The organism is Colwellia sp. MB3u-8 (assembly GCF_014076985.1).
GTDB lineage: Bacteria > Pseudomonadota > Gammaproteobacteria > Enterobacterales > Alteromonadaceae > Cognaticolwellia.
This window is the reverse complement of the sequence record NZ_JACGVA010000068.1, coordinates 423,045-446,247: the sequence shown is the minus strand read 5'-3', so window position 1 is coordinate 446,247 and position 23,203 is coordinate 423,045. Positions and strand designations below refer to the sequence as shown.

General features: G+C 40.9%; 13 protein-coding genes. 7 read left to right on the top strand and 6 right to left on the bottom strand.

The features are described from left to right. Positions 1–7: 7 nt before the first annotated feature. Positions 8–3,337, bottom strand: coding sequence for a response regulator (locus tag H4J54_RS19725; RefSeq protein ID WP_182191667.1), 3,330 nt, complete (start codon positions 3,335–3,337; stop codon positions 8–10). Positions 3,338–3,507: 170 nt separating this feature from the next. After that, positions 3,508–4,887, bottom strand: coding sequence for a PhoH family protein (locus H4J54_RS14375; RefSeq protein ID WP_182191666.1), 1,380 nt, complete (start codon positions 4,885–4,887; stop codon positions 3,508–3,510). A 434-nt stretch (positions 4,888–5,321) separates the two neighbouring features. On the opposite strand from H4J54_RS14375, the gene rapA reads away from it, so the two are divergent. The 3 genes from rapA to H4J54_RS14360 all read left to right on the top strand — a co-directional run bounded on the left by rapA (position 5,322) and on the right by H4J54_RS14360 (position 10,212). After that, on the top strand, positions 5,322–8,234 hold the full coding sequence (gene rapA / locus H4J54_RS14370; RefSeq protein WP_182191726.1) for an RNA polymerase-associated protein RapA: 2,913 nt from the start codon (positions 5,322–5,324) through the stop codon (positions 8,232–8,234). A 121-nt stretch (positions 8,235–8,355) separates the two neighbouring features. After that, positions 8,356–9,039 (top strand): pseudouridine synthase, encoded by a 684-nt coding sequence (locus H4J54_RS14365; RefSeq protein ID WP_182191665.1) that lies wholly within the window; start codon positions 8,356–8,358, stop codon positions 9,037–9,039. Positions 9,040–9,234: 195 nt separating this feature from the next. Next, positions 9,235–10,212, top strand: a complete 978-nt coding sequence (locus tag H4J54_RS14360; protein WP_182191664.1) for a DUF3530 family protein — start codon at positions 9,235–9,237, stop codon at positions 10,210–10,212. Between the two features lie 199 nt (positions 10,213–10,411). Here the strand turns inward: H4J54_RS14360 and H4J54_RS14355 are convergent, their stop codons facing one another. From H4J54_RS14355 to H4J54_RS14345, 3 genes are all read right to left on the bottom strand, one after another. Then, positions 10,412–13,567 (bottom strand): efflux RND transporter permease subunit, encoded by a 3,156-nt coding sequence (locus H4J54_RS14355; protein ID WP_182191663.1) that lies wholly within the window; start codon positions 13,565–13,567, stop codon positions 10,412–10,414. Continuing rightward, positions 13,564–14,829 carry an efflux RND transporter periplasmic adaptor subunit gene (locus tag H4J54_RS14350; RefSeq protein ID WP_182191662.1) on the bottom strand — a complete coding sequence of 422 codons (1,266 nt, stop codon included), beginning with the start codon at positions 14,827–14,829 and terminating at the stop codon, positions 13,564–13,566. Before H4J54_RS14350 ends, H4J54_RS14355 begins: the two co-directional genes overlap by 4 nt. Positions 14,830–14,957: 128 nt before the next feature. Next, positions 14,958–15,335: a YacL family protein gene (locus H4J54_RS14345; RefSeq protein WP_182191661.1), complete on the bottom strand. Its 378-nt coding sequence runs from the start codon at positions 15,333–15,335 to the stop codon at positions 14,958–14,960. 635 nt (positions 15,336–15,970) lie between these two features. On the opposite strand from H4J54_RS14345, the gene H4J54_RS14340 reads away from it, so the two are divergent. From H4J54_RS14340 to H4J54_RS14325, 4 genes are all read left to right on the top strand, one after another. Then, entirely contained in the window at positions 15,971–16,696 is a 726-nt protein-coding gene (locus H4J54_RS14340; RefSeq protein WP_182191660.1) for a hypothetical protein, read from the top strand. Positions 16,697–16,994: 298 nt separating this feature from the next. Beyond that, entirely contained in the window at positions 16,995–17,978 is a 984-nt protein-coding gene (locus H4J54_RS14335) for an HlyD family secretion protein (RefSeq protein WP_182191659.1), read from the top strand. Further along, the gene (locus H4J54_RS14330) at positions 17,978–18,934 is read left to right on the top strand and encodes an ABC transporter ATP-binding protein (protein WP_182191658.1); all 957 of its coding nucleotides are present in this window, start codon (positions 17,978–17,980) and stop codon (positions 18,932–18,934) included. The genes H4J54_RS14335 and H4J54_RS14330 overlap by 1 nt, the downstream gene beginning before the upstream one ends. After that, positions 18,931–20,076, top strand: a complete 1,146-nt coding sequence (locus H4J54_RS14325) for an ABC transporter permease (RefSeq protein ID WP_182191657.1) — start codon at positions 18,931–18,933, stop codon at positions 20,074–20,076. Before H4J54_RS14330 ends, H4J54_RS14325 begins: the two co-directional genes overlap by 4 nt. Positions 20,077–20,292: 216 nt before the next feature. On the opposite strand, the gene acnB is transcribed toward H4J54_RS14325, so the two are convergent. Beyond that, the gene (acnB, locus tag H4J54_RS14320; RefSeq protein WP_182191656.1) at positions 20,293–22,884 is read right to left on the bottom strand and encodes a bifunctional aconitate hydratase 2/2-methylisocitrate dehydratase; all 2,592 of its coding nucleotides are present in this window, start codon (positions 22,882–22,884) and stop codon (positions 20,293–20,295) included. Positions 22,885–23,203 lie beyond the last annotated feature (319 nt).

The window sequence follows — 23,203 nt, the reverse complement described above, 5'->3', positions numbered from 1 at the left end:
AGCTCAATTAATGGGGTGTGTTGACGAGTTGCGACAAAATACTATCGCGTAATACCTTTAGGCTAATAGGCTTAGCAATATGCAAGTTCATACCCGCCGCTAAGCATTGCTGCTTATCTTCTTCCCGAGCATGAGCTGTCATGGCGATAATAGGTAAGTGGTTATATTCTGGTTGAGCGCGAATATGCTTAGTGGCGGTTAATCCGTCCATGATGGGCATTTGAATATCCATCAAAACAATATCAATATTTTCCAGTGGTAATTTTTCTAACGCCTCTTGACCATTTTGTGCAACAGTCACTTGCGCCTGCATGGACTGCAATAATTTAACCGCCACCAATTGATTAACCCGATTGTCTTCAACTAACAATACTTTCAATCCAGCTAGGCAGCCTACTGTGGGATTTACCACATCAAGATCATGACGGTTAGTCGACATTGGATTATCCATTATGGCGCCATTTGATGAGAGCCGACAAAGCTCCTTGGCCAACTTAGCAATAACATTTCGGTATAACGGCATTTCAAGCAACAAGTAATTAATACTATTGCGGTTTAATTGCTCAAGTAGCTCAGCTGAAATAACACTGGCTATGGGCTGACATAACCCCAGTACGGCGACCTCTTGCTTTATTATATCCAATTCACTTTTCAACAAACCTTGCGGATACTTGCTACTATCGATAAGTAATATTTTATGGGCTTTAGCATTAACCGTTTTTAGCCCTGAAAAACTTGAGATATCTATCACAGCTTGCGCAATATCAGTAAAGTTCTCTCGTAATTTTTCAGGTATATTTACCGCTAAATTCAGCACACTACTGGTCGAAAATTGTGGTCGAAACTTAGTTAAGCAACGTTCAGAGTAACCGGTATCGCAAACCAGCATATTCGGTGCATCCATAGGTAAAGCTAAGGTAAATTCAGCGCCCTGGCCTAAAACACTGTCAATGGTGATTTTTCCACCCAGTAAATGCGCAATATGTTGGCATATTGATAACCCTAACCCTGTGCCACCATAAACTCTGGTCATCGACTCATCAGCTTGTTTAAATGCTTCAAATAAGCCAGTTTGTTTTGATTTTTCTATACCAATGCCGGTATCTTTCACCGTAAATAACACGGAGATATTTTTTGCATCGGCCGGTTCGGTGGTGGAGCAAGATAATGACACGCTAAGAGCAACTTTACCCCGCTCAGTAAATTTAATCGCATTATTAAGTAAATTACTCAGCACTTGCACTAAACGCATAGTGTCAGTATGAATATCTAATGGCACTTGGCTATCAATGGCAACACTTAAACTTAAATCTTTGCCAACTAGTGCTCCAACATTAAGATTAAGTGCTTGCGATACAATACTTTCCAGTCCAGTCAGTTCTTTATGTACAGACATATTTCCTGACTCTACCTTGGCCGAATCAAGCAATTCGTTCACTAAATAAAGCAAAGTATTTGAAGCGGTTTGAGCATTACCTAAATATTGCTCCTGAGCCTTATTTAAACGCGTTTGCTGTAACAGAAAAAACATCCCTTGCATGGCATTTATTGGCGTGCGAATTTCATGACTCATATTTGCCAAAAATTGGCTTTTAATTTGGTTGGCTTCTTCGGCTTGATTTTTTGCGCGCTGCAGGGCTTGGTTAATCTTAAATTGCTCAGTCACATCACGAATTAAAATAATACTGCCAAGTAATTCATTCAACTCACCATAAAACGGCGCTTGATAAATTTCATAGGTATGATGTTCAGTCGACACCGTTTGATGATGCGCCAAAAATGAATGACCTCGCTGCATTTGACTAATACTCTGCGCCACTTTTTTGCTGATATCAGCCGCAATAAAATCATTAATTTGGCCGCCTAAAATATCAACTTCTTTTCGTAAGACCAACTGTTCAACCGCCTGGTTACAGCCAATTAAAGCGCCTTGTTGATCGTTAAATAGAATGTAATCTGGAATCGCATCCATCACTGAGCGTAACAGCGCATAGTCACGCTGATGTTGCTCACTTTTATGCAATAACGCTTGAGTTTTTTCTTTTACTCTCGAATCTAGCTCAATATTTTGGTCCTTTAAACGCTGCATTAAACTGCGATTTTGGCCAAATAAATCTTCGACAATTTTAAACCAGTGGCGCCACTCGGCAGAGGGTTTTATTTTACCGGGATCACCCGCTGAACAATATTCAATATGCTTGATGAATTTTTTAGAGGGCCCAATAAATAAGCGATAGGTAACGTAATAGATCACAACTAATAAACTTAAAAAGCCAAAGAAAACACTGATCAAGATCGACAAAAAACGCTGATTAATCGTAGTATAAAAACTTCCTTTGCGATGGTACTCCAATAAAATCCAATCATTAATAACCAACTTCTGTTGCTGGACAACCCAATCACCAATTTCAGCACTTGGCATAATATTGAGTAACGATTGATAACTGAACTGGTTTAATTGTGACGGTGCAGTGTCACTAAAAGCGCTTTGTGCATTTAGCGGAAGATTGCTGTTATTTTTATGCAACAAAACATGACTTTGCTTATCAACAATAATATAGCCGTGGTCTACTTCGGTTACCTCAGGCAAATAGTTATATAAGCCCGCCGTATTCATATCAATGAGCACCGCCCCTTTCATCTCATGGTCTAAATACACCCCCATACCTAGCATGGTATTTAAACCTTTACTCGCCGAGTCAAGATAAGGCCGCGCCCAAAGCTTTTCATCCTTGTGCTTTGAAGTTTTTATCTTCAGCATTAAATCATTACTTAAGCTTTGATCATTGTATTGCCAGATACTTCTGGGTACCCAAGGATATAAATTAACAAAGCGTTGCATTGATATGTAATACAGCCAGTTAGCTTCTTTGATTGACTTTTTTGCGGTAACAAATGCCGGCGTTAAAGCATTGGCCATAGTGAGCTCATACAGCAAGGATTGATTAAAAGTGTCAATACGACCAACGCCGGTAATATTACCACTCATCATATGGTTATTAGTGCTTAAGTTTTGTCGATTTTTATCAAGGTAAAAGTACTGACCTTCTTGTCGCAAAGACGGCGTCTTACTGGGCAATTCTTTTGGAAAACGCAAATAATATTCAGCTAAATCACGTAGGCCGGCGAGGGTTTCTACCGTATCGGTCAGTTTATTATTGAGCTGCGCACTATATTCACCCAGCTTAGCTAATTTATAGTCTCGATAATCTTGGCGGGCGAGATAATAATTATAAGAGATGATAATAAAAGTCAGCAGCATAATGCTGAAAAAAACCACAATGACTGATTTATTATAGCGTTGAAGAAGTTGCTCTTTTGAATTTTCTGCTAACACTAACAAGTCCTAATAATGATATAAAGGCGGTGCGCTAAAATATAGCTCATCGGCAAGTTACCTTTAACTTTATGAAATAATATTAAATCAAAGTACTGACTGAGGACAGCACTGAAAAGGTTAACGGTGATATTGTAACAAATGGATAATATCACCGCCGCGCTAAACCTTTATAGATTTTCTTCCGCAAATGACGCTAATCGACTACGCACAACGCCATTTAAGTTAATGTTACTGCTACCCGGAAAATTTTTAAAACGCTCAACAATGTAGGTTAAACCGGATGTTACTGCGGTTAAATAGTTACTATCTATTTGCGCTAAGTTACCTGAACACACTATTTTTGTGCCTTCACCACAACGGGTAATAATGGTTTTCAATTGTGAAGCCGTGAGGTTTTGACATTCATCAAGTAGCACCAGAGTATTTTGAATGCTGCGACCGCGCATAAAATTGACTGATTTAAACTGAATGTTCGCTTTATCAATAATATAGTTAAGACTAGCATTCATATTTTCATCTTGTTTGTGCAACACTTCTAGCGAGTCGGTGATGGCGGCTAACCAAGGTGCCATTTTTTCTTCTTCCGTACCCGGTAAAAAGCCGATTGACTCTGCGATTTCAGGGGTGCTACGGGTGACAATAATTTTATCATAGAGCCCGCGCTCAATCACTTGCTCTAGCGCGGTTGCCAAGGCAAGTAAAGTTTTACCACAGCCAGCTGGACCGGTAAGAATGACTAAATCAATCATGGGATCAAGCAAAGCATCCATTGCCATACCCTGATAGATATTTTTTGGATGAATGCCCCACGCTTGTTTTGCCATTAAACGTTCACGACTCAAGTCGGTGATCGCTAAGTTTTCATCATCCAACCCGGTAACTTTACCCGCGAAGTGTTCGCCTTCGTCAATCAGGTATTCATTGATATAACTATTAGGCAGTAAATCACGCTTGATATAGTGCGTGGTATTACGGCCCTCTGTTTCACTTTCACAGTCATGGACCTGTTGCCAGAAATCACCCGGAAATTGATGATAACCTTTGGTTAAAAACTTAATATCATCAATGAGCTGATCCGTGCGGTAATCTTCAACAAAAGCAAGTCCAGCGCCTTTTGCTTTTAAGCGCATATTGATATCTTTAGTGACTAGCACCACTTTATTATCTGGATTTTTGGCTTGTAAATAAATCGCGCTACTAATAATGCGATTATCATTTTCATTAAAAGACAATTTCACCTGACTCTCGTCTAAAGCATAATCGTTGAAAATGGATAAACAGCCACTGGGGTGCAGGTCATCGTTTTGCGGTAATTTAACGCCTGCTAGCACTTGTTCTGGCGTGGCATTAACTAAGGTATCTTCAAGCGCTCTGATCGCTACTCGCGCATCACGACTAACATCTTTGTGGCGGTCTTTGATAGAATCTAATTCTTCTAGTACCGTCATAGGCACCACTACATCATGTTCTTTAAAAGAGAGGAAAGCGAAGGGGTCGTGTAATAAAATATTGGTGTCTAAAACATAAATAATTTTATTTGCTGTCATATGAAAGTCCTTTCCCAAGTTGAAGGCGGCACAGTATTGTTGCTCAAAACTGCTGCTAGAAACTACAAAAGTTGATAATTCATCTAACCAAAACAATGTCATTACTTGTTCTTTTTACCATAGCCTTACCATCATAAAAAGCCACGATAAAAATAATCCTAATAAAGCTTATGCTATTAAGATTACAACCACTTTGACAGTTTACTTGCCCGCAAGCAAGCGGCTTGTTAAGGGTTAAGCGCTAAGTCATATCCATCATTATTGGACTGGAAAGACTCTATTACTAAAAACAAAACTCAATTCTATAAATTTAAAGCAAAAAAAGTCGCCTTTTACGGATTTATTTAATGATCACTTCTATGATTAACGGTACTATAACGCCCTTTTTTTGGCGTGCATTTTTTGCGCGAGTTATTGAGTTGGAGTTTTTTTCTATGTCATTTTACCCTGGACAACGCTGGATTAGTGATAGTGAGTCAGATCAAGGACTAGGTACGGTTACCGCTGTCGAAGGTCGTTTTGTTACTATCGTGTTTACGGCTACAGGGGATGCAAGACAATACGCCATAGATAATGCCCCTCTAACGCGAGTCATTTTTAATACTGGCGATAGTATTCCAAGCCATGAAGGCTGGTCACTTAATGTCGAATCTTCTCAAGAAGACAAAAACTTACTGACTTATTTTGGTACTCGACAAGACACAGGTGAAGCCTGCTCGTTAAAAGAAATGATGATTGATCATTTCATTAAATTCAATAAACCTCATGACCGTCTGCTCAACGGCCAGATTGATCGCCTAGATTGGTTTCGCTTACGCAAAGATTGCTTACAGCACCAATTTAGCCAACAACAATCTGATTTAACCGGCCTTAGCGGTGGCCGTGTGAGCTTGATCCCACACCAATTATATATTGCCGAAGAAGTCGGTAGTCGTTTTGCGCCACGCGTTTTATTAGCCGATGAAGTCGGCTTAGGTAAAACCATCGAAGCGGGTTTAATTATTCATCAACAATTGGTCACAGGGCGCGCTAAACGTGTGCTGATCATAGTACCTGAGTCATTGATGCATCAATGGTTGGTTGAAATGTTACGCCGTTTTAATTTGTCGTTTAGTATTTTTGATGAAAGTCGCTGTGAAGAAATTACTGCGAACAGCGAAGATGAAAATCCCTTTAGTTCTGAACAACTGGTGCTGGTCAATCTGGGTTTTATTACCAAAAACCCTCGTTGGTATGAAGCTATTATGGATGAAGAATGGGACTTGATGGTGGTTGATGAAGCGCACCATTTAAACTGGCAGCAAGATAATGTCAGCATTGAATACCAATGTATTGAACAGTTAGCGCAAACTATTCCTGGGGTTTTATTGTTAACAGCAACACCCGATCAATTAGGCCATGAAGGTCACTTTGCCCGTTTGCGTTTACTTGATCCTGATCGCTTTTTCGACTATCAAACGTTCACCGAAGAAGAGCTGCATTATACCGAAGTCGCCAATGCGGCCAATACTTTGGTTACCGATGAGCCATTAGCGACTGAACAAATAACCACCTTGACCAACTTATTGCACGAAGCTGACGTTAGCGCACATATCGCAGCGATAAATCATCTGGAAGAAGCAGCTAAAAAAAATGCTCGCCAGCACATTCTTGACCAGCTTTTAGACCGTCATGGCACTGGCCGTATATTATTTCGTAATAGTCGCAACACCATTAAAGGTTTTCCGGGTCGTGAATTACATGCCACGCCACTGGTGATGCCAGAAGCCTATCAAGAATCAGTCAATGAACTATTATTGTCGGGCACAACTGAAGATTTAAAATCGCAAGCACAAGCAAAACTCTTGTTTACTCCCGAAATATTGTTCAGCTTAGATAGCCATGAAGACTGGGTTGATATTGACCCACGCGTTGACTATTTAATCGCGCTATTACAGTCATTGAAAAAAGAAAAAGTGGTGGTGATTTGTGCCCATGCGCAAACAGCAATCGACTTGGAAAACGCCTTACGTGTTAAAGAAGGTATGCGTGCGGCAGTATTTCATCAAGGCTTAAGTATTTTTGAACGCGATCGTGCGGCCGCTTATTTTGCTCAAGATGAAGATAGCGCCCAAGTGCTACTGTGTTCTGAAATTGGTAGTGAAGGACGTAACTTCCAATTTGCTCATCATTTAGTGTTATTTGATTTACCGCTTAACCCTGATTTACTTGAACAACGTATCGGGCGTTTAGACCGTATCGGTCAAACAGAAATTATTCGTATCCATGTGCCATACTTTGAAGAGTCAGCGCAGAGCTTACTGTTTAATTGGTATACACAAGCGTTGAACGCCTTTGAACATACCTGCATTACGGGTCACTCGGTGTTTAAAGCCTTTGGTGAAAGCTTATTTGAGCTTGCGCTTAGTGCCAACTGGGACTCTAGCGAAGCACAGCGCTTGATTGAGCAAAGCCATGAAAAGCATCTGACCATCAAACAAGATTTAGAAACCGGTCGTGATAAACTGCTTGAGTTACATTCTTCTGGTCAAGGTAAAGCGCATGCTTTAGTGAAGAAAATAGCACAACTAGATCAGCAAATTCATTTGCCACAATTTATGTTTCAGCTCCTAGACGTTTTTGGTATTCAACAAGATGATAAAGCCGATAACGCCATTGCCCTGCAGCCTTCTGAACATATGTTATGTGCCAACTTTCCGTGCTTACCTGAAGACGGCACCACCATTACCTTTAATCGTGACACCGCCTTAGCGGTTGAAAATTATCAGCTGATCACTTGGGATCATCCTATGGTGCGCGGCGCGATGGAACTGGTACTCTGTGATGAAATTGGTAACGCTAGTATTGGTGTTTTGAAAAATCCAGCACTACCTACCGGCACATTTTTCTTAGAGTGCATATTTACCTTGGCAGCCATTGCACCGAGCAACTTACAACTAGGGCGTTATTTACCCACTACGCCTATTCGGATATTAGTCGACAAAAATGGCAATAACCTTGCTGATAAGGTTAGCGAAACCGTATTGGATCAACAATTATCGCCCGTTAAAAAGCAAGTGGCATTGCAGTTAGTTAAGGCGCTTAGAAGCCAAGTGGCTCCGTTAGTCGCCAAAGCAGAAGACCATGCCGAGCAGCAAGTGGATTCGATTCAACAAAAAGCGCTGAAAGCTATGCACCTAGCTATGGATGAAGAGCATCAACGCTTAACCGCGTTAAAAGCGATCAACCCAAGTGTGCGTCAGCAAGAAATTGACTTTATTCTTATGCAAAAAAAGGCTTTGGCTGAATATATTGAAAAAGCCAAAATTCAATTTGAAGCGGTACGTTTAATTGTGGTCAGCAACTAGGTCATTACAGACTAAAGACTAAAAGCTATTGATAAAGGCCATCAGGCTGGGCATATTGTGTCACCTGATGGTTGGCTTACCAAGGTTCAAAAATACAACAGTTTAAAAGGAAAACAATAAAATGGCTGCTAACCCTGACTTTATTTATCAGCCTCAAATGCGCCCCTACCTTGATATTATTTATCACGACAATGATATTGTGGTCGTCAATAAATCCAGCGGCTTATTGACCGTATCTGGCCGTTTACCTGAGCATCAAGACTGTTTAGAAAGTAGAGTGCACAAAGTATTGCCCACAGCAAGCATAGTGCATCGATTAGACATGGCGACATCGGGTATTATGGTTATGGCACTTAATAAACCTGCGCATGTGGCTATCAGTCGCCAGTTTGAAAAACGCTTAACGCAAAAAAGCTATATCGCTCGGGTCTTTGGTAAGATTGAAAAAGCACAAGGTTCTGTTGAGCAACCCCTAATGAGTGATTGGCCTAATAGACCAAAACAAAAAATAGATCATCAACAAGGTAAAGCGGCATTAACGCATTATAAGGTATTAAGTTATTGCAAAGATATTGATGGTCAAACCAGCACCTTAGTTGAGCTGACACCCATAACAGGACGCTCTCACCAGTTGCGCGTCCATATGCTATGGCTTGGCCACCCAATACTCGGTGATCGACTTTATGCCCACGAACAAGCCTTGGCGATGAGTAGCCGTTTACAATTGCATGCCCAAATGCTACAAATAAGCCACCCAGTGACAGCGCAAACCTTAACATTTTCAAAAGCCTGTCCGTTTGATTAACACCAAGAACGGCGAGAGCTAATTAAAAGTTAGTTAAAAGCTAATTAAAGAAAGCCCCAATAGCGTCGATAATATCACTAGAGCGCGTTTTTCGCTCTTAATAATCCGTTATTAATGATCAGTTATCGACCATCAGTTACTGATACTCAATGTGCAGTTATTGCTCAGCCACCCATTTGAGGAAGTTTACTTTTTATGCGCTTAAACATACGCCCACTATTTTTATTCATCGCGTTAACGACCTTAAGTCTATTAGTTAACAGCGCGCACTCATGGGCAATGGAGACGGCTGAGCCTAAAAAGCCAACGGATAACACGAGCTCATCAGCGCCAAAAAGCACTGAAGCTGACACTAACACTGAAGCTAGCACTGCGCCAACAAAGTCCACAGAAGATAGCCAGCAAAATAAAGTCATGATCAAGGCACCTGTTGATGCTTTTGAGCAGCAGCAGCAAGATATTAAGCACTACTTAGCGCAAGAAAAAATAGACCCATTACTTGTTGGTCCTGACAGCTACCTTACTGTCATTAATGAACACACCACGGCAATTAATAAAGGCGTGATGGTGTTAATTCCTGATTGGCAACAAAGCATAGCAACGCCTAATGCACTCAATCAGCTAAGTAACAATATGCCACAACATGGCTGGACCACCATTACCTTGCATCCCCCGCATAAACCGCAAAGCTACCCTTCACAAGCCTTCACAGCGCAAGAGCGTAGCAGTGAAAATATTGAGACCTTAACAAATTATGAGAAAAAATTTGCTGATGTTATGCAAGCACTCATTACAAAAGCGAAAAGCTACCCAGGCGTCATTATTGTGGTAGCAGAAGGCAATCATAGCGCCGTATTACTGAATATCTATCAACAAGCATTGGTGGCCGCACCCAGTGCTTTAGTGATGCTCAGTAGTTATATGCCGACCTTACCCGAAAACGATAAAATTGCTCAACAACTAGCACTAACTGATTATCCTATACTCGATCTATATTTGCAGCGCGATCACCGTTTAGTACTGGCAAGCGCAAAAATGAGAAAAGATTTTGCCCAAAGAGCCATGAAAATATATTACCGACAAAGACAGTTAAGTAATCAAGCTACGGGTTACTATCCGAAACAAACCTTAACCAAAGCTATTATCAGTTGGCTTAGTGCGATGGGTTGGTAATTAAAAGCAGCTATCAGTTTGAAGTGATAAGCTGTCAGTAAAAATAAACACCACTGCAAGTTAGCAGTAGTTGACAGCTTTAAACTTATCGCTAAAAGCAGCTGTCTATTTGAATTTCAAGCTATTAGTAAAAATAAAAACCAACTGCAAGTTAGCAGTATCTGACAGCTGACAGCTTTAAACTTACCGCTAAAAACTATTAATTCGGCGTTGTTTCAACCCCGATCTCTGGTCGCTTTCTAAAGAGACTAGCGATATCTTCTTTAATCAAATAAAGCGCCGGGATCAAAAACAGTGTGATCACAGTTGCAAAAACAATACCAAAACCTAATGAAATCGCCATAGGTATAATAAACTGGGCTTGTAAGCTTTGTTCAAAATATAACGGAAAAACACCAAAAAAAGTGGTCAGTGAGGTGAGTAATATCGCCCTAAATCGTTGAGTACCCGCTTGACTCACAATGTCGAACATTCGCATACCCGACCCTTTCGCTTTATTGATAAAGTCGACCATGATTAAACTGTCGTTAACAACAACCCCAGTTAAAGCAATAAAGCCAAACATCGACATCATATTGATCGTACGACCCAGCAACCAATGGCCGATAATGGCACCGATAATACCAAAAGGGATCACCGACATAATCACCAAGGGTTGGCTATATGACTTAGTTGGAATAGCGATTAAACCATAAATCAAAAACATCGCACCAATGGCGGCAAAGCCGAGTTGAGATAAGAAATCAGCTTGATCTTTACTCGCCCCTTCAACACCGTATTCCACACTGGGATAGTCCGCTAAAATTTCAGGAATATAATCATCATTCATTTCACTGACCACTTTTCTTGATTCAACCTTATCGCTGTCAATATCAGCTGAAATGGTGATTGAACGCTTCTGGTTAATACGGGTAATAGTGGAAAAACCTTGGCCTATTTCAATATCAGCCACTTGATAAAATGGCACTTTTTCACCTTGAGGTGTCCTAATCCACATATCTTCTAGATCAGATACCGATAAACGGCTAGCTTCAGGATAACGCACCATGACTTTCAACTCATCACGGCCACGTTGAATACGCTGTGCTTCATCACCATAAAATGCTTGCCTGACTTGTTTGGCTAAGTTCGACAAGGTTAAGCCCAGTACTTCTGCTTCTGGCTTGATACTAAGTTTAATTTCTTGGCTGCCCCGGCTAAAAGAATGTCGGACATCGTAAACACCATCATAACTATTCAGTTGCGCCTGAATAGCCTCAGCGGCCGCTTCAAGTTCAGTATCATTTTGACCGGTTAGCTGAAACTCAATCGCGGCACCACCGCCAGCATTAGTGCCGGCAAAAAAGCGTAACTCTTTAGCGCCTGGAATTTCACCAATTTCATCTCGCCAAAGTTTCTCTATTTGATAAGCGTCGAGCTCACGTTGATCGGGTTTGACTAATTCTAACAATACATTGGCAACGGTATTACCGTTAGTGAAGATCATTTTATGCTTAATAAAACTGATGCCATTATACTTATTTTGTTTCGATATGGTCTTAACCGCTTTCTCTATTTGTGCTATCGCTTTATTACGTTGATGCGCAGGAGAGCCGTCCACCATAATAAGATTGCCTTGAATAAAGTCGCTTGGAATATTAGGGAACACTTCTAATTTAACAAACGCTCCGGTAATAAGGCTAATGGACAAGATTAAAGTCGCCACAAATATTGCCATGGTGTTGTAACGGGCAATTAAGGCCTTTTCAAGAAAAGGCTGGTAAACAGTATGAATAAAGTTTTCAAGTTTTTCCTTAAAGCGCATTTGAAAACGCTCAAGAAAATTTGAATTTTCAGCGCTTAACGGGACATATTTCATGTGCGATAAATGGGCTGGCAATATCCACTTTGATTCAATCAGTGAAAATATTAAGCAAAAACTCACCACAATAGAAATAGAACGGAAAAAGGCGGCGAAAGTGGCATCAATAAACAATAACGGTGTAAATGCCGCTATGGTAGTTAGCACACCAAAAGTTGCTGGCATGGCTACGCGCATGGTACCGCGAATAATATTATCGCGAGAATGACCATATTTCTCAATTTCGGCATAAGCACTTTCACCAATCACAATGGCATCGTCTACCACAATCCCCAGTACCATGATAAAGGCGAATAAGCTCAGCATGTTAATTGATACCGACCATTCACCTAATAATGGCATCATTAACAAGGCACCAAAAAAACTAATGGGAATCCCTAACATCACCCAAAAAGCGATTTTTATTCTTAAAAACAGCGCTAATACGATAAAGACTAAAAACGCTCCCATCAACATATTGTCAATCATCATGTCTAAGCGCTCAGACAGATAATATGAGCTATCTCCCCAAACGGTTAATCTCGCGCCTTTAGGTAATTGCTGATTTTTTTCATCAACGTAGCCTCGCACTTGGGCAGCAATCTCTAAATCATTTTGATCACCGGTTGACTGCACCATAATGCTTGACGTGTTTTCATCATCAAAGGTGGCAAAGTCTGCTTGCTCAACAAAGCCATCGTTAATGTTAGCAATGTCTGAAAGCACTAAGCGCGTACCATCAACATGGGTACGCAACACTAAGTCGCCATATTCATGTCCTGTGTAGGCTTGGCCTTCTGTGCGCAGCAAAATATCACCACCGCGCGCTTTAATCGTGCCACCGGGCATGTCTAACGATGAAAGACGCACCGCCTGAGTAATGTCGTCAAAGGTCAGTTGGTACTCTTGTAGTTTTTCTTCAGACACTTCAATACTAATTTCATAGTCACGGTTACCAACAATTTCAGCGCTGTTCACACTGGGTAATGCCATGATTTCATCACGAATATTTTGCGCCATCACTTGTCGGGCGCGTCGCTCCATTGAGCCACTAACCGACAACCACATCACCTGACCTTTAAACTCTTGTTTAGTGACTATCGGTTTTTCAGCTTGCTCGGGGAAGGTGGTAATGGCGTCGACTTGCATTTGCACTTCATCAAGTTTTTCTGACATTGAATAGCCTGATTGCAATTCAATAGTGACAATACCCACACCTTCTCTAGCCGTTGCTTTAATACGCTTTATACCTTCAATATCTTCTAATGCTTCTTCAACTTTTAAAATGACTGATTGTTCAACTTCTTCTGGTGCTGCACCTAAATGAGGCACCATGACCTGAATACTATTAGCGTTAAACTCAGGAAACATTTTTTTATTAATGCCCTGATAAGAAAAGTACCCTGCCACTAAAATAAACACCATCAAGAGATTAGCCGCGACACTATTGTGCGCAAACCAAGCAATAATACCTGTGTGTTTTTCGTCGTTATGGGCTTGAGTCAACTCGCTCATTCGTCGTTACCTTGCACCTTGGTAATGCTATCTTCGCTTGGGGCTTTTGACGTATCTTTTAGCTCTTCCAACACACGTAGCGCCATGCCCTCGACAGGAGTCTCCATTTGAGTGGTGACCAATCGAAAGCCGGCGCCAAAGGTGTCATGGCTATAAACATAAGTAGCATCGTTGCGTAAGATATTAATTTCTTGAATATGCAGTTTATTGTCTTTGTCTACTAAGTAAACTCTATTGGCGCCATGTAAGGCATCACGGGGAATAGTGACAATATCTTTCACTTCTTTGCCTGAAATCTTGGCATTAACAAAGCTGCCAACCCGCAGTTCTTGGTGTTTACTCGATGATAAAACACTATAGGGGTCATCAATTTGAGCAATCACATAATGCACACGACTTCGACTGTCCACCTCGCCTTCATAACGCGTTAAGTTTGACGCCCAACGATGCTCAGTGCCATTGACTTTAGTGTAAATATCAACGGTTGAGCGACTGCTTTGCTTGGCATTAATTTTTGGTAAATTCAAAAAGCCGACATCACGCGGCTTGATGGGTAACCTAACTTCAGCATAATCAACGGCAAATATGGTTGTTAAGGCCGAACCCATAGAGACATATTGACCTATATCTACTTGTTTTTCTTTTACTATTGCATCATAAGGTATGATTATTTTAGTACGCGCTAGCTTGACTTCTGCGCCAATAACATTGGCTTTTGCGGCTTTGATATCAGCTTGCGCTTTTTGTAATTGCGGTAAGCGCAAAGCAAGTACTGGCGCTTCAGACAAAGCTCTTTTGGTTAACAGCCATTGCTCTTCTGCCTGATCTTTTTTCGCTTGCTCTTCAATCAACAGCGCTTTAGCAGCATCTAATTGCGACTGTGCTTGTAATAATGCCACTTGGTAATTAATGTCATCAATACTCAATAACACCTCACCTTGAGTAAAAAACCCACCGATATTAAACTTCTCGTTTACAAAGGTTATTTGTCCAGAAACCTCCGAAATTAGCTGAGTTTGTGTACTAGGTAAAACACTACCTTGGCTGGCAATAACAAAACCAACATCTTGTCTGGCAATATTTTTAACTTCCACCAGCGGCGCTTTAATAATGACAGGTTTTTTCGCCGGTTTAGGTGACAAAACCGTAAAAATAATTAAGCCGATAACAGCGACTAAAATGATAGCGATGGGGGCTAATACGAAGCGTAGTGGGATCATGCGTTGGTTTTTTTTGTGGTTATTTTCAAGCGCAGAGTTCATCACAATTCTCAATTCAAGTTTAATAAAGGCTATGCCAAGGACGTTTATATTATTATTATTACTATCTTAATAAGATAGTAATAATAATAACTTATAGCCTGATAAGTCAACCAGGCTATAAGTTATAACTATTTATTAAGAAACTTTGCCCAAGACAATAATATTTCACGAAAATCTTCACGCCCACAAGACGATGAGTCATGTTGATCAAAATCAATGTCTTCTTCCATCAGGTCCTCTGGCAACACCTCGACCCCATTCATGCTGGCATTGGTTTGCACTGTGACATCGCCACGATTAAAAACCACGGTATATTCACTACCGGCTATGGTGACCTCCAATTTTTTCTCTTGTTCAATCTCGGAAAGTGCAGATAATAAATTTGCCAACTTTACCGGGTCAGCGCCCACTTCAACTTCTAACCAAGGTCCGATGACTTCATGCTCAAGTGAAAACTTAGCCATGGCGCCACCGGTTATTGGATCCTTTATAAATTGATATTCCATACATACCTCATTTTGAAAAATCTTTGGGAAAGCCCTATTTATAACAAACGGATTATATCACTGGCCACTTAGCAAGAGTGATTAAAGCCAATTTAGTATTAAGACGGGTAATGGTTACTTTGCGCCAGCAGCAGTGCTTCCAGTTAGGCTTAAAAACACCAGTGCTATTAATAAAATAGTCACCATATTTTCAAGAAAAGCTACACCTTAACTTTACGATGTTTAGCGAATTGCTGTCGCAGCTTAATTGTAGCAAAATCATAGTTTTTAACACGAGATTACGCGCACTTGTTTACTATTTTTTATCATCACATTAAAAATGGTAATTCAACCAGTATCGCTGAGTATAATTAGTACAGATGAGTGCTATAGACGGCTATATCTCGTTGGTAAAGCCGCCATGAGCTAAAACACATGTTCTAGCAATGATATTTTTCTTATCTATGGTTCAATCTGATACATCTAGCCCCTATATTAGCAAGCAGTCACTCGGGTAAATTACCATTGAACTTAAATTGGGTTACAACGTCTATAAATTACCAGTCTATTTATCTGATATTTATATTGTTGTGCAAAAAGGAACTTTCACCGCCGTTTTATTATCTCTAATTGTTCATAGCCTAATACTTTTTGTTATGTTCGTAACACCGTCGGACAAACAAAAAATAGTAAAATCACCCTCGAAGCATGCGCCAATAAAAAGCTTCATCTATTATGCACCCAAGTTAGATAAAACCGAGCTAAAGGCCATTAAAACAAAACCGCTAGAAAAAGAAATACTCATTGAAGACCTTACTGCGGCCAAAAAAGATCATGAAAATGCGAAAACGAAACATGCATCAAAACCTAAAAACACAGAAAAACTTATCGATAAAACACTTGATAAAGCACTCGAAAAACCCTTTAACGATACAATAAGCAAGGTAATCGAATTACCTAAAGTGCGGCCTAAAAGGTCACAACCAAAGCCGTTACCAGAGCCCACGAGAAGAAAGCTAGATAGTTTCATGCAATTACAAAGGCTGCGCAGTAAACTTAATCAAGATTCAGTATCCAATACCGAAAATCCTTATCAAAGCGATCAACCGCCTTCTATCTTTAATACCGACGTAAAGACGGTGCCTCATTCAGTACCATTAAAAGATGAAGCACAAACACGTGAAAAAAATACTAAAAATATGGGCGCAGGTATAGCCATTACCAAGGGTGACGACGGCAGATGCTCGATAACTCAGGATTTGAGCGCCTATGGCCTAAGTGAAGGATCATCAAGACAGTTTTTTAGCTGTGGGGAGTCAAAATTTGATAAAAGCTTTCGCGAGCACATGAAAAAAGTCAAGGTTAAACTAGGTAAAAAATAGATTCACTAAGAGCTAGACTAACTAAGGACTAAGCTAAATAAGAAATAAGCTAGGTAGATAACAAGCGAGATAATTTTGTCAACTTAGCTGCGATAATCGCATTAACCCTCAAGCAAAATTTTTCAGCGCCAGTAAACATCAAACCAAACTTTTATTGTGCACAACTTTTAATCACAGTTACACTCAAAAGTAGTTCCAGAATAAGTCCTTAAACAATAAGTCCTTAAACTAAGAAGCTTACAGCGTATACTAAATATTCATCATCAAATTCATCAGCTGTTTCAGGAAGATAATAGCCATGTCTAATAAAATAGTAGTCAGCTTTGTTTTTTTACTTTTAATCGCATGTAACAAGGATCAAAAAAATGTCGCATTAGGCACATTAGAGCGCGACCGCATTGCTCATACCGCCACCGTTAGTGAAGTGATCACCGACCTACCTGTTAGCGCAGGTAGTCAGGTCACTAAAGGCATGGTACTGGTAAAGCTTGATAATGACTTACAAAAAGCCTTAGTCGCCAAAGCACAAGCACAGGTACAACAAGCACAAGCAAATTTAAACAAAGCGCATAATGGTGCTCGTGCAGAAGAAGTTGCTGCGGCACAAGCTAATGTGGCTGGCGCTAAAGCGGCATTGATACAAAGTAAGGCAAATTACACCAGAACACTAAGCCTAATAAAGTCTAATTTAACCAGTCAAGCGACGCTTGATAATGATCTAGCGCTGCGCGATGAAAGTTTAGCTAGGCTTAACAGTGCCAAAGAGCTATTACGACAATTAGTTAATGGTACCCGCATTGAAGATTTAGCCATTGCTGAAGCTGTGTTAGCAACCAATATTGCGATGTTAACCCGTGAGCAAAAAAATCTCAGTAATTTAACCATTACCGCAAAACGTGATGGTATTTTAGATAACTTACCGTGGAACTTAGGTGAACGAGTCACTGCAGGTAGCCCAGTGGCTATTGTGCTTGCGGGTAAAGCACCTTTTGCACGCGTTTATATACCTGAGCCTTACCGCGTTCATGTCCATATTGGTGATCAATTAACTGTCTACGTTGACGGTTTAGCGCAACCGCTACTGGGTCACGTTCGCTGGGTAGCTACCGAGCCAGCATTCACCCCTTATTACGCACTTAATCAAGCCGAGCGCGCTAACTTAATGTACTTGGCTGAAATTATACTGCCTGATAACGCCGCTGATTTACCTAGTGGCATTCCTGCACAAGTCGTCTTACCCAGTAAAGTTTCACGACAAAAAACCTCCCTAAGTGAGCGCTAATGACTGAGTTAGCGATTGATGCCAATAATTTAACCCGTAAATTTGGCTCAGTGACCGCGGTTTCTTCATTGAATTTACAGGTAGAAAAGCAACGTATTTATGGTTTTCTTGGCCCTAATGGCTCAGGAAAAACCACCGCAATTCGTTTATTTACCGGTTTATTGAAACCTAGTGCTGGCACAGTTAACGTCTTAGGCTGTCATTTACCTCAAGATGCAGAAAGCTTACGGAGACAAATAGGTTACATGACACAAAAATTTTCTTTGTATGATGACTTAACCATCAAGGAAAACATGCAGTTTATTGCTCGCGTTTACGGTTTAACACCCAAAGAACAAAAAGCTCGCCTCGATGAGCTCATCAGTATTTATCAATTAGCAAAACTTAAAAAGCAATTAGCCGGCAGCTTAAGTGGTGGACAAAAACAACGCTTAGCACTGGCGTGTGCGGTAATGCATAAACCTAAATTATTATTTTTAGATGAACCAACATCTGCGGTAGACCCTGAAAATCGTCGTGAATTTTGGGAGCAGTTATTTGATTTATGCGATCAAGGCATCACTATTTTAGTATCAACCCATTATATGGATGAAGCTGAACGCTGCCATAAATTAGCTATTTTAGACAATGGCATTAAACGCGCTGATGATTCACCGGCACAATTAATGGCTGACATGCCGGCTAATGTGATTGAAGTATCAACCGATAATCTTAGGCAGTTAAAACAACAATTAATCGCCTTACCTGAGGTGGTGTCTGCATCACAGCTTGGCGCTCATTTACGGGTATTAATCAATAAAAGCATTGTTGACCCTATCGCCTTTTTAAAGCATAGCCGTATTATCTCTAGCAAGGCAGAACTCAACATCGTTAGAGCCAGTCTTGAAGATGTTTTTGTCTTATCAACAAATAAGCATCTTATGCCAGCATCACAGGCCAGTAAGGCTCAGTTATGATATCCTTATTGAGAATTCAAGCCATTATTATCAAAGAATTAATTCAGCTTAGACGTGATCGAATGACCTTTGGCATGGTGATCATGATCCCCTTAGTGCAATTGTTATTATTTGCTTTTGCCATTAATAGCAATATTCGCCATATCCCCGTCGGCATAGTCGATCAAAGCCAAACCGCCTTAAGTCGTGTCTTACAACAAACCATTACCGCGACGAGTATCGTTAATTTTACCCGCCATTATCATTCGTTACCCCAAGCGCAAGCAGCCATTGACAGAGGCGATGTGCGGGCGGTATTAATTATCCCCAAAGATGTTGCTCAGCGCTTAGTACGCCATTCTGCTATTGGCTTTGGATTACCCCCCGCAAGCGATGAAGAAACCAGCCGCCCTATTGCGCAGTGGTTAGTTGATGGCTCTGACACCGCCATTGCTGGCAGCATAAAAAGTTTACGCAACATGCCCTTAGCCGAGTTATTAGACAAGCCGGTGAATCGTAATATCCCAACCTTTGAAGTCACTTTATTATATAATCCTGAACAACGTAGTGTGGTCAATACTGTTCCTGGCTTGGTGGCGATTATACTCACCATGACCATGATCATGTTCACCTCAGCCGCGATTGTACGAGAACGAGAGCGCGGTAATATGGAGCTATTAATTACCACACCCTTAGCCTCGACTGAGCTCATGATAGGGAAAATATTTCCTTATATTTTTATTGGCGCTATTCAAGTGAGCATTATTTTAGGCTTAGGACATTTCTTTTTTAACGTGCCTATTAATGGCAGTTTATGGCAATTAACTTTCGCTACTTTACTCTTTATTTGCGCTAGCTTGGTGTTAGGATTAGTTATTTCTACCTTGGCAAAAAACCAACTACAATCGATGCAAATGACGGTGTTTATTTTACTGCCTTCGATATTATTATCTGGTTTTATGTTTCCTTACGAAGGTATGCCAGAAGTAGCGCAATATATCGCTGAGGGCTTACCTGCCACGCACTTCATTCGATTAATTCGTGGGGTAGTTTTACGTGATGTTGCGGTAGTGGATATGACTTTTGACATGTTATGGCTAATGAGCTTTACCCTGCTAGGCTTAATGCTGGCGGTACTGCGCTTTAAAAAGACCTTAGATTAGCGATAAATTTATCAACTGTTCAACTTAAGCTATCAATAAAAAAACCCCTGTTGATTATAATCATCAACAGGGGTTTGCATGGGCTGTTTACTATGAAATATAAGCTATAGGGTGAAATAACCCAGTAAAAGCGCAGAGCCTAGCGTACTTATATTGGTACGAGATAAGCACGGCTCACGCCGTTATTTATTGCTATCACAACAAACAGGTATCAAATTAGGCTTCTACTTGTAAAATGACTTTATCGGCTTTACTCGTATAACTTTCCATTTGATGAAAGTTCAAGTAACGGTAAGTATCAGCGGCCGTTGCATCGATTTGTGACGCATATTGCATGTACTCTTCAACTGAAGGTAGCTTACCTAAAATTGCCCCCACACCAGCTAATTCTGCCGAGGTTAAATAAACATTAGCGCCATTACCTAAACGGTTAGGGAAGTTACGTGTCGAGGTTGAAAGCACGGTTGATTTTTCTTCAACCCGTGCTTGGTTACCCATACACAATGAGCAGCCTGGCGTTTCGATACGTGCGCCCGCTTTACCATAAATACTATAGTAACCTTCAGCCGTAAGTTGGTCTCTATCCATTTTCGTTGGTGGAGCCACCCATAAACGGGTCGGTAAGGTTTTGCCAAATTTCTCAATCAGTTTTCCTGCTGCGCGAAAATGGCCAATGTTGGTCATACATGAGCCGATGAAAACTTCATCAATGGCAACCCCCGCCACTTCTGATAATAATTTCGCATCATCAGGATCATTGGGACAACAAACAATTGGCTCTTTAATATCGGCTAAATCAATGTCAATAATGTGGGCATATTCAGCATCGCTATCTGCTGCCATTAATGAAGGATTGGCTAACCAAGCTTCCATGCCTTTAATACGACGCGTAATGGTACGAACATCACCATAACCTTCACTGATCATCCACTTTAACATCACAATATTAGAGTTTAAATACTCGCTAACCGCTGCCTCTTCTAGCTTGATTGAACAACCACCCGCTGAACGCTCAGCTGAGGCATCTGACAATTCAAAGGCTTGCTCAACCGACAAGCCTTTAAGCCCTTCAATTTCTAACACACGACCAGAAAATTCATTAACTTTACCGGCTTTTGCAACGGTTAATAAACCCTTTTTAATACCGTAATAAGGAATGGCATGCACTAAGTCACGTAAGGTAATACCAGGCTGCATTTCACCTTTAAAACGCACTAAAACCGACTCAGGCATATCCAATGGCATAACACCGGTTGCCGCGGCAAATGCCACTAAACCAGAGCCGGCAGGAAATGAAATACCTAAAGGGAAGCGGGTATGTGAATCACCACCTGTACCTACAGTATCAGGTAGCAACATACGGTTTAACCACGAGTGAATAACGCCGTCACCAGGGCGAAGCGAGACACCACCACGATTCATCATAAAATCAGGTAGCGTGTGATGAGTCACTACATCAACCGGTTTAGGGTAAGCCGAGGTATGACAAAAAGACTGCATGGTTAAATCAGCAGAAAAGCCCAAACAGGCTAAATCTTTTAACTCATCACGGGTCATTGGCCCAGTAGTATCTTGCGAGCCTACGGTCGTCATTTTAGGCTCACAGTATTGACCCGCGCGAACACCAGTAACACCACAGGCTTTGCCAACCATTTTCTGCGCTAAAGTATAACCTTTAGTCGAAACAGCAGGGTCAAGGGGTGTGGCAAATAAATCTGTTATTTCCAAACCTAATGCTTCACGCGCACGGCCGGTTAAACCACGACCAATAATCAAGGGAATACGCCCACCAGCCCGCACTTCATCTAACAATACTGCGCTTAATGTAAATGTTGAAATTACCTCACCAGCGGCATTTTTAACTACACCTTCATAAGGATAAATGTCTATCACATCACCCATATGCATTTTTTGCACGTCTAATTCAATCGGTAGCGCACCTGAGTCTTCCATAGTGTTATAGAAAATAGGGGCAATTTTACCGCCTAAACAAATACCACCACTGCGCTTGTTTGGAATATAGGCGATATCGTCGCCCATAAACCAGAGCACTGAGTTGGCGGCAGACTTACGTGAAGAGCCCGTACCGACAACATCACCAACATAAGCCAATGGAATGCCGTCTTTTTGCATTTCTGCCAGTTGCGCGATAGGACCCACCACACCATCTTCGTCAGGTGTAATACCTTCACGTTCAATTTTAAGCATGGCTTTAGCGTGTAATGGAATGTCAGGGCGAGACCAAGCATCAGGTGCAGGTGACAAGTCATCAGTGTTAGTTTCACCTGTGACTTTAAAGACTTTAACGGTGATTTTTTCCGCTACTTTTTCTTTACTCGTAAACCATTGGGCATCAGCCCAAGACTGCATCACTTGCTTGGCCGCCACATTACCCGCCTCAGCTTTTTCTTGCACATCATGAAAAGCATCAAACATTAATATGGTATTGGATAAACCTTTCGCCGCAGTGACCGACAATTTATCATGGTCTAACAGCTCAATCATGGGTTGAATGTTATAGCCGCCCAACATGGTGCCTAATAATTGCGTTGCTTGTTCAGGGCTTAAAATTGCTGAAGTCACTTCACCTCGAGTAACAGCCGCTAAAAAACCGGCTTTGACATAGGCCGCCTCATCAACACCCGCGGGTATATGGTTGGTTAATAAGTCGATAAGAAATGCGGCTTCACCTGCCGGTGGCTTTTTAATTAATTCGACTAATGCTGCGGTTTGTTCCGCGTCTAACGCTTTAGGTACAATACCTTCAGCGGCACGTTCTGCTATATGGTTGCGATATTCTTGAAGCACAATATTCACCTAATAAGATAAGTGATACTTAATATGACTTTTGGTTTGACTCGATAATTTGATTATCAAGGCTAGGACAGCGTTGTTAAGTATCTGAGATTAAAATTTAATGTTCTATCTATTGATGGTTAGGTCAAAATTAAACAGCGTCAATAGATGCTTACTATAACTAGTCTCTAATATAGGAAATTATCAGCCGCTAGCAAATTAGACTTTTCTACTAACTAATGCCATTGCCGTGCTTTTTTATCCTGCTAACAACGGCTAATAACTGATAATAACACCAACATAACCAATATAACTATATCGTCTATTAACT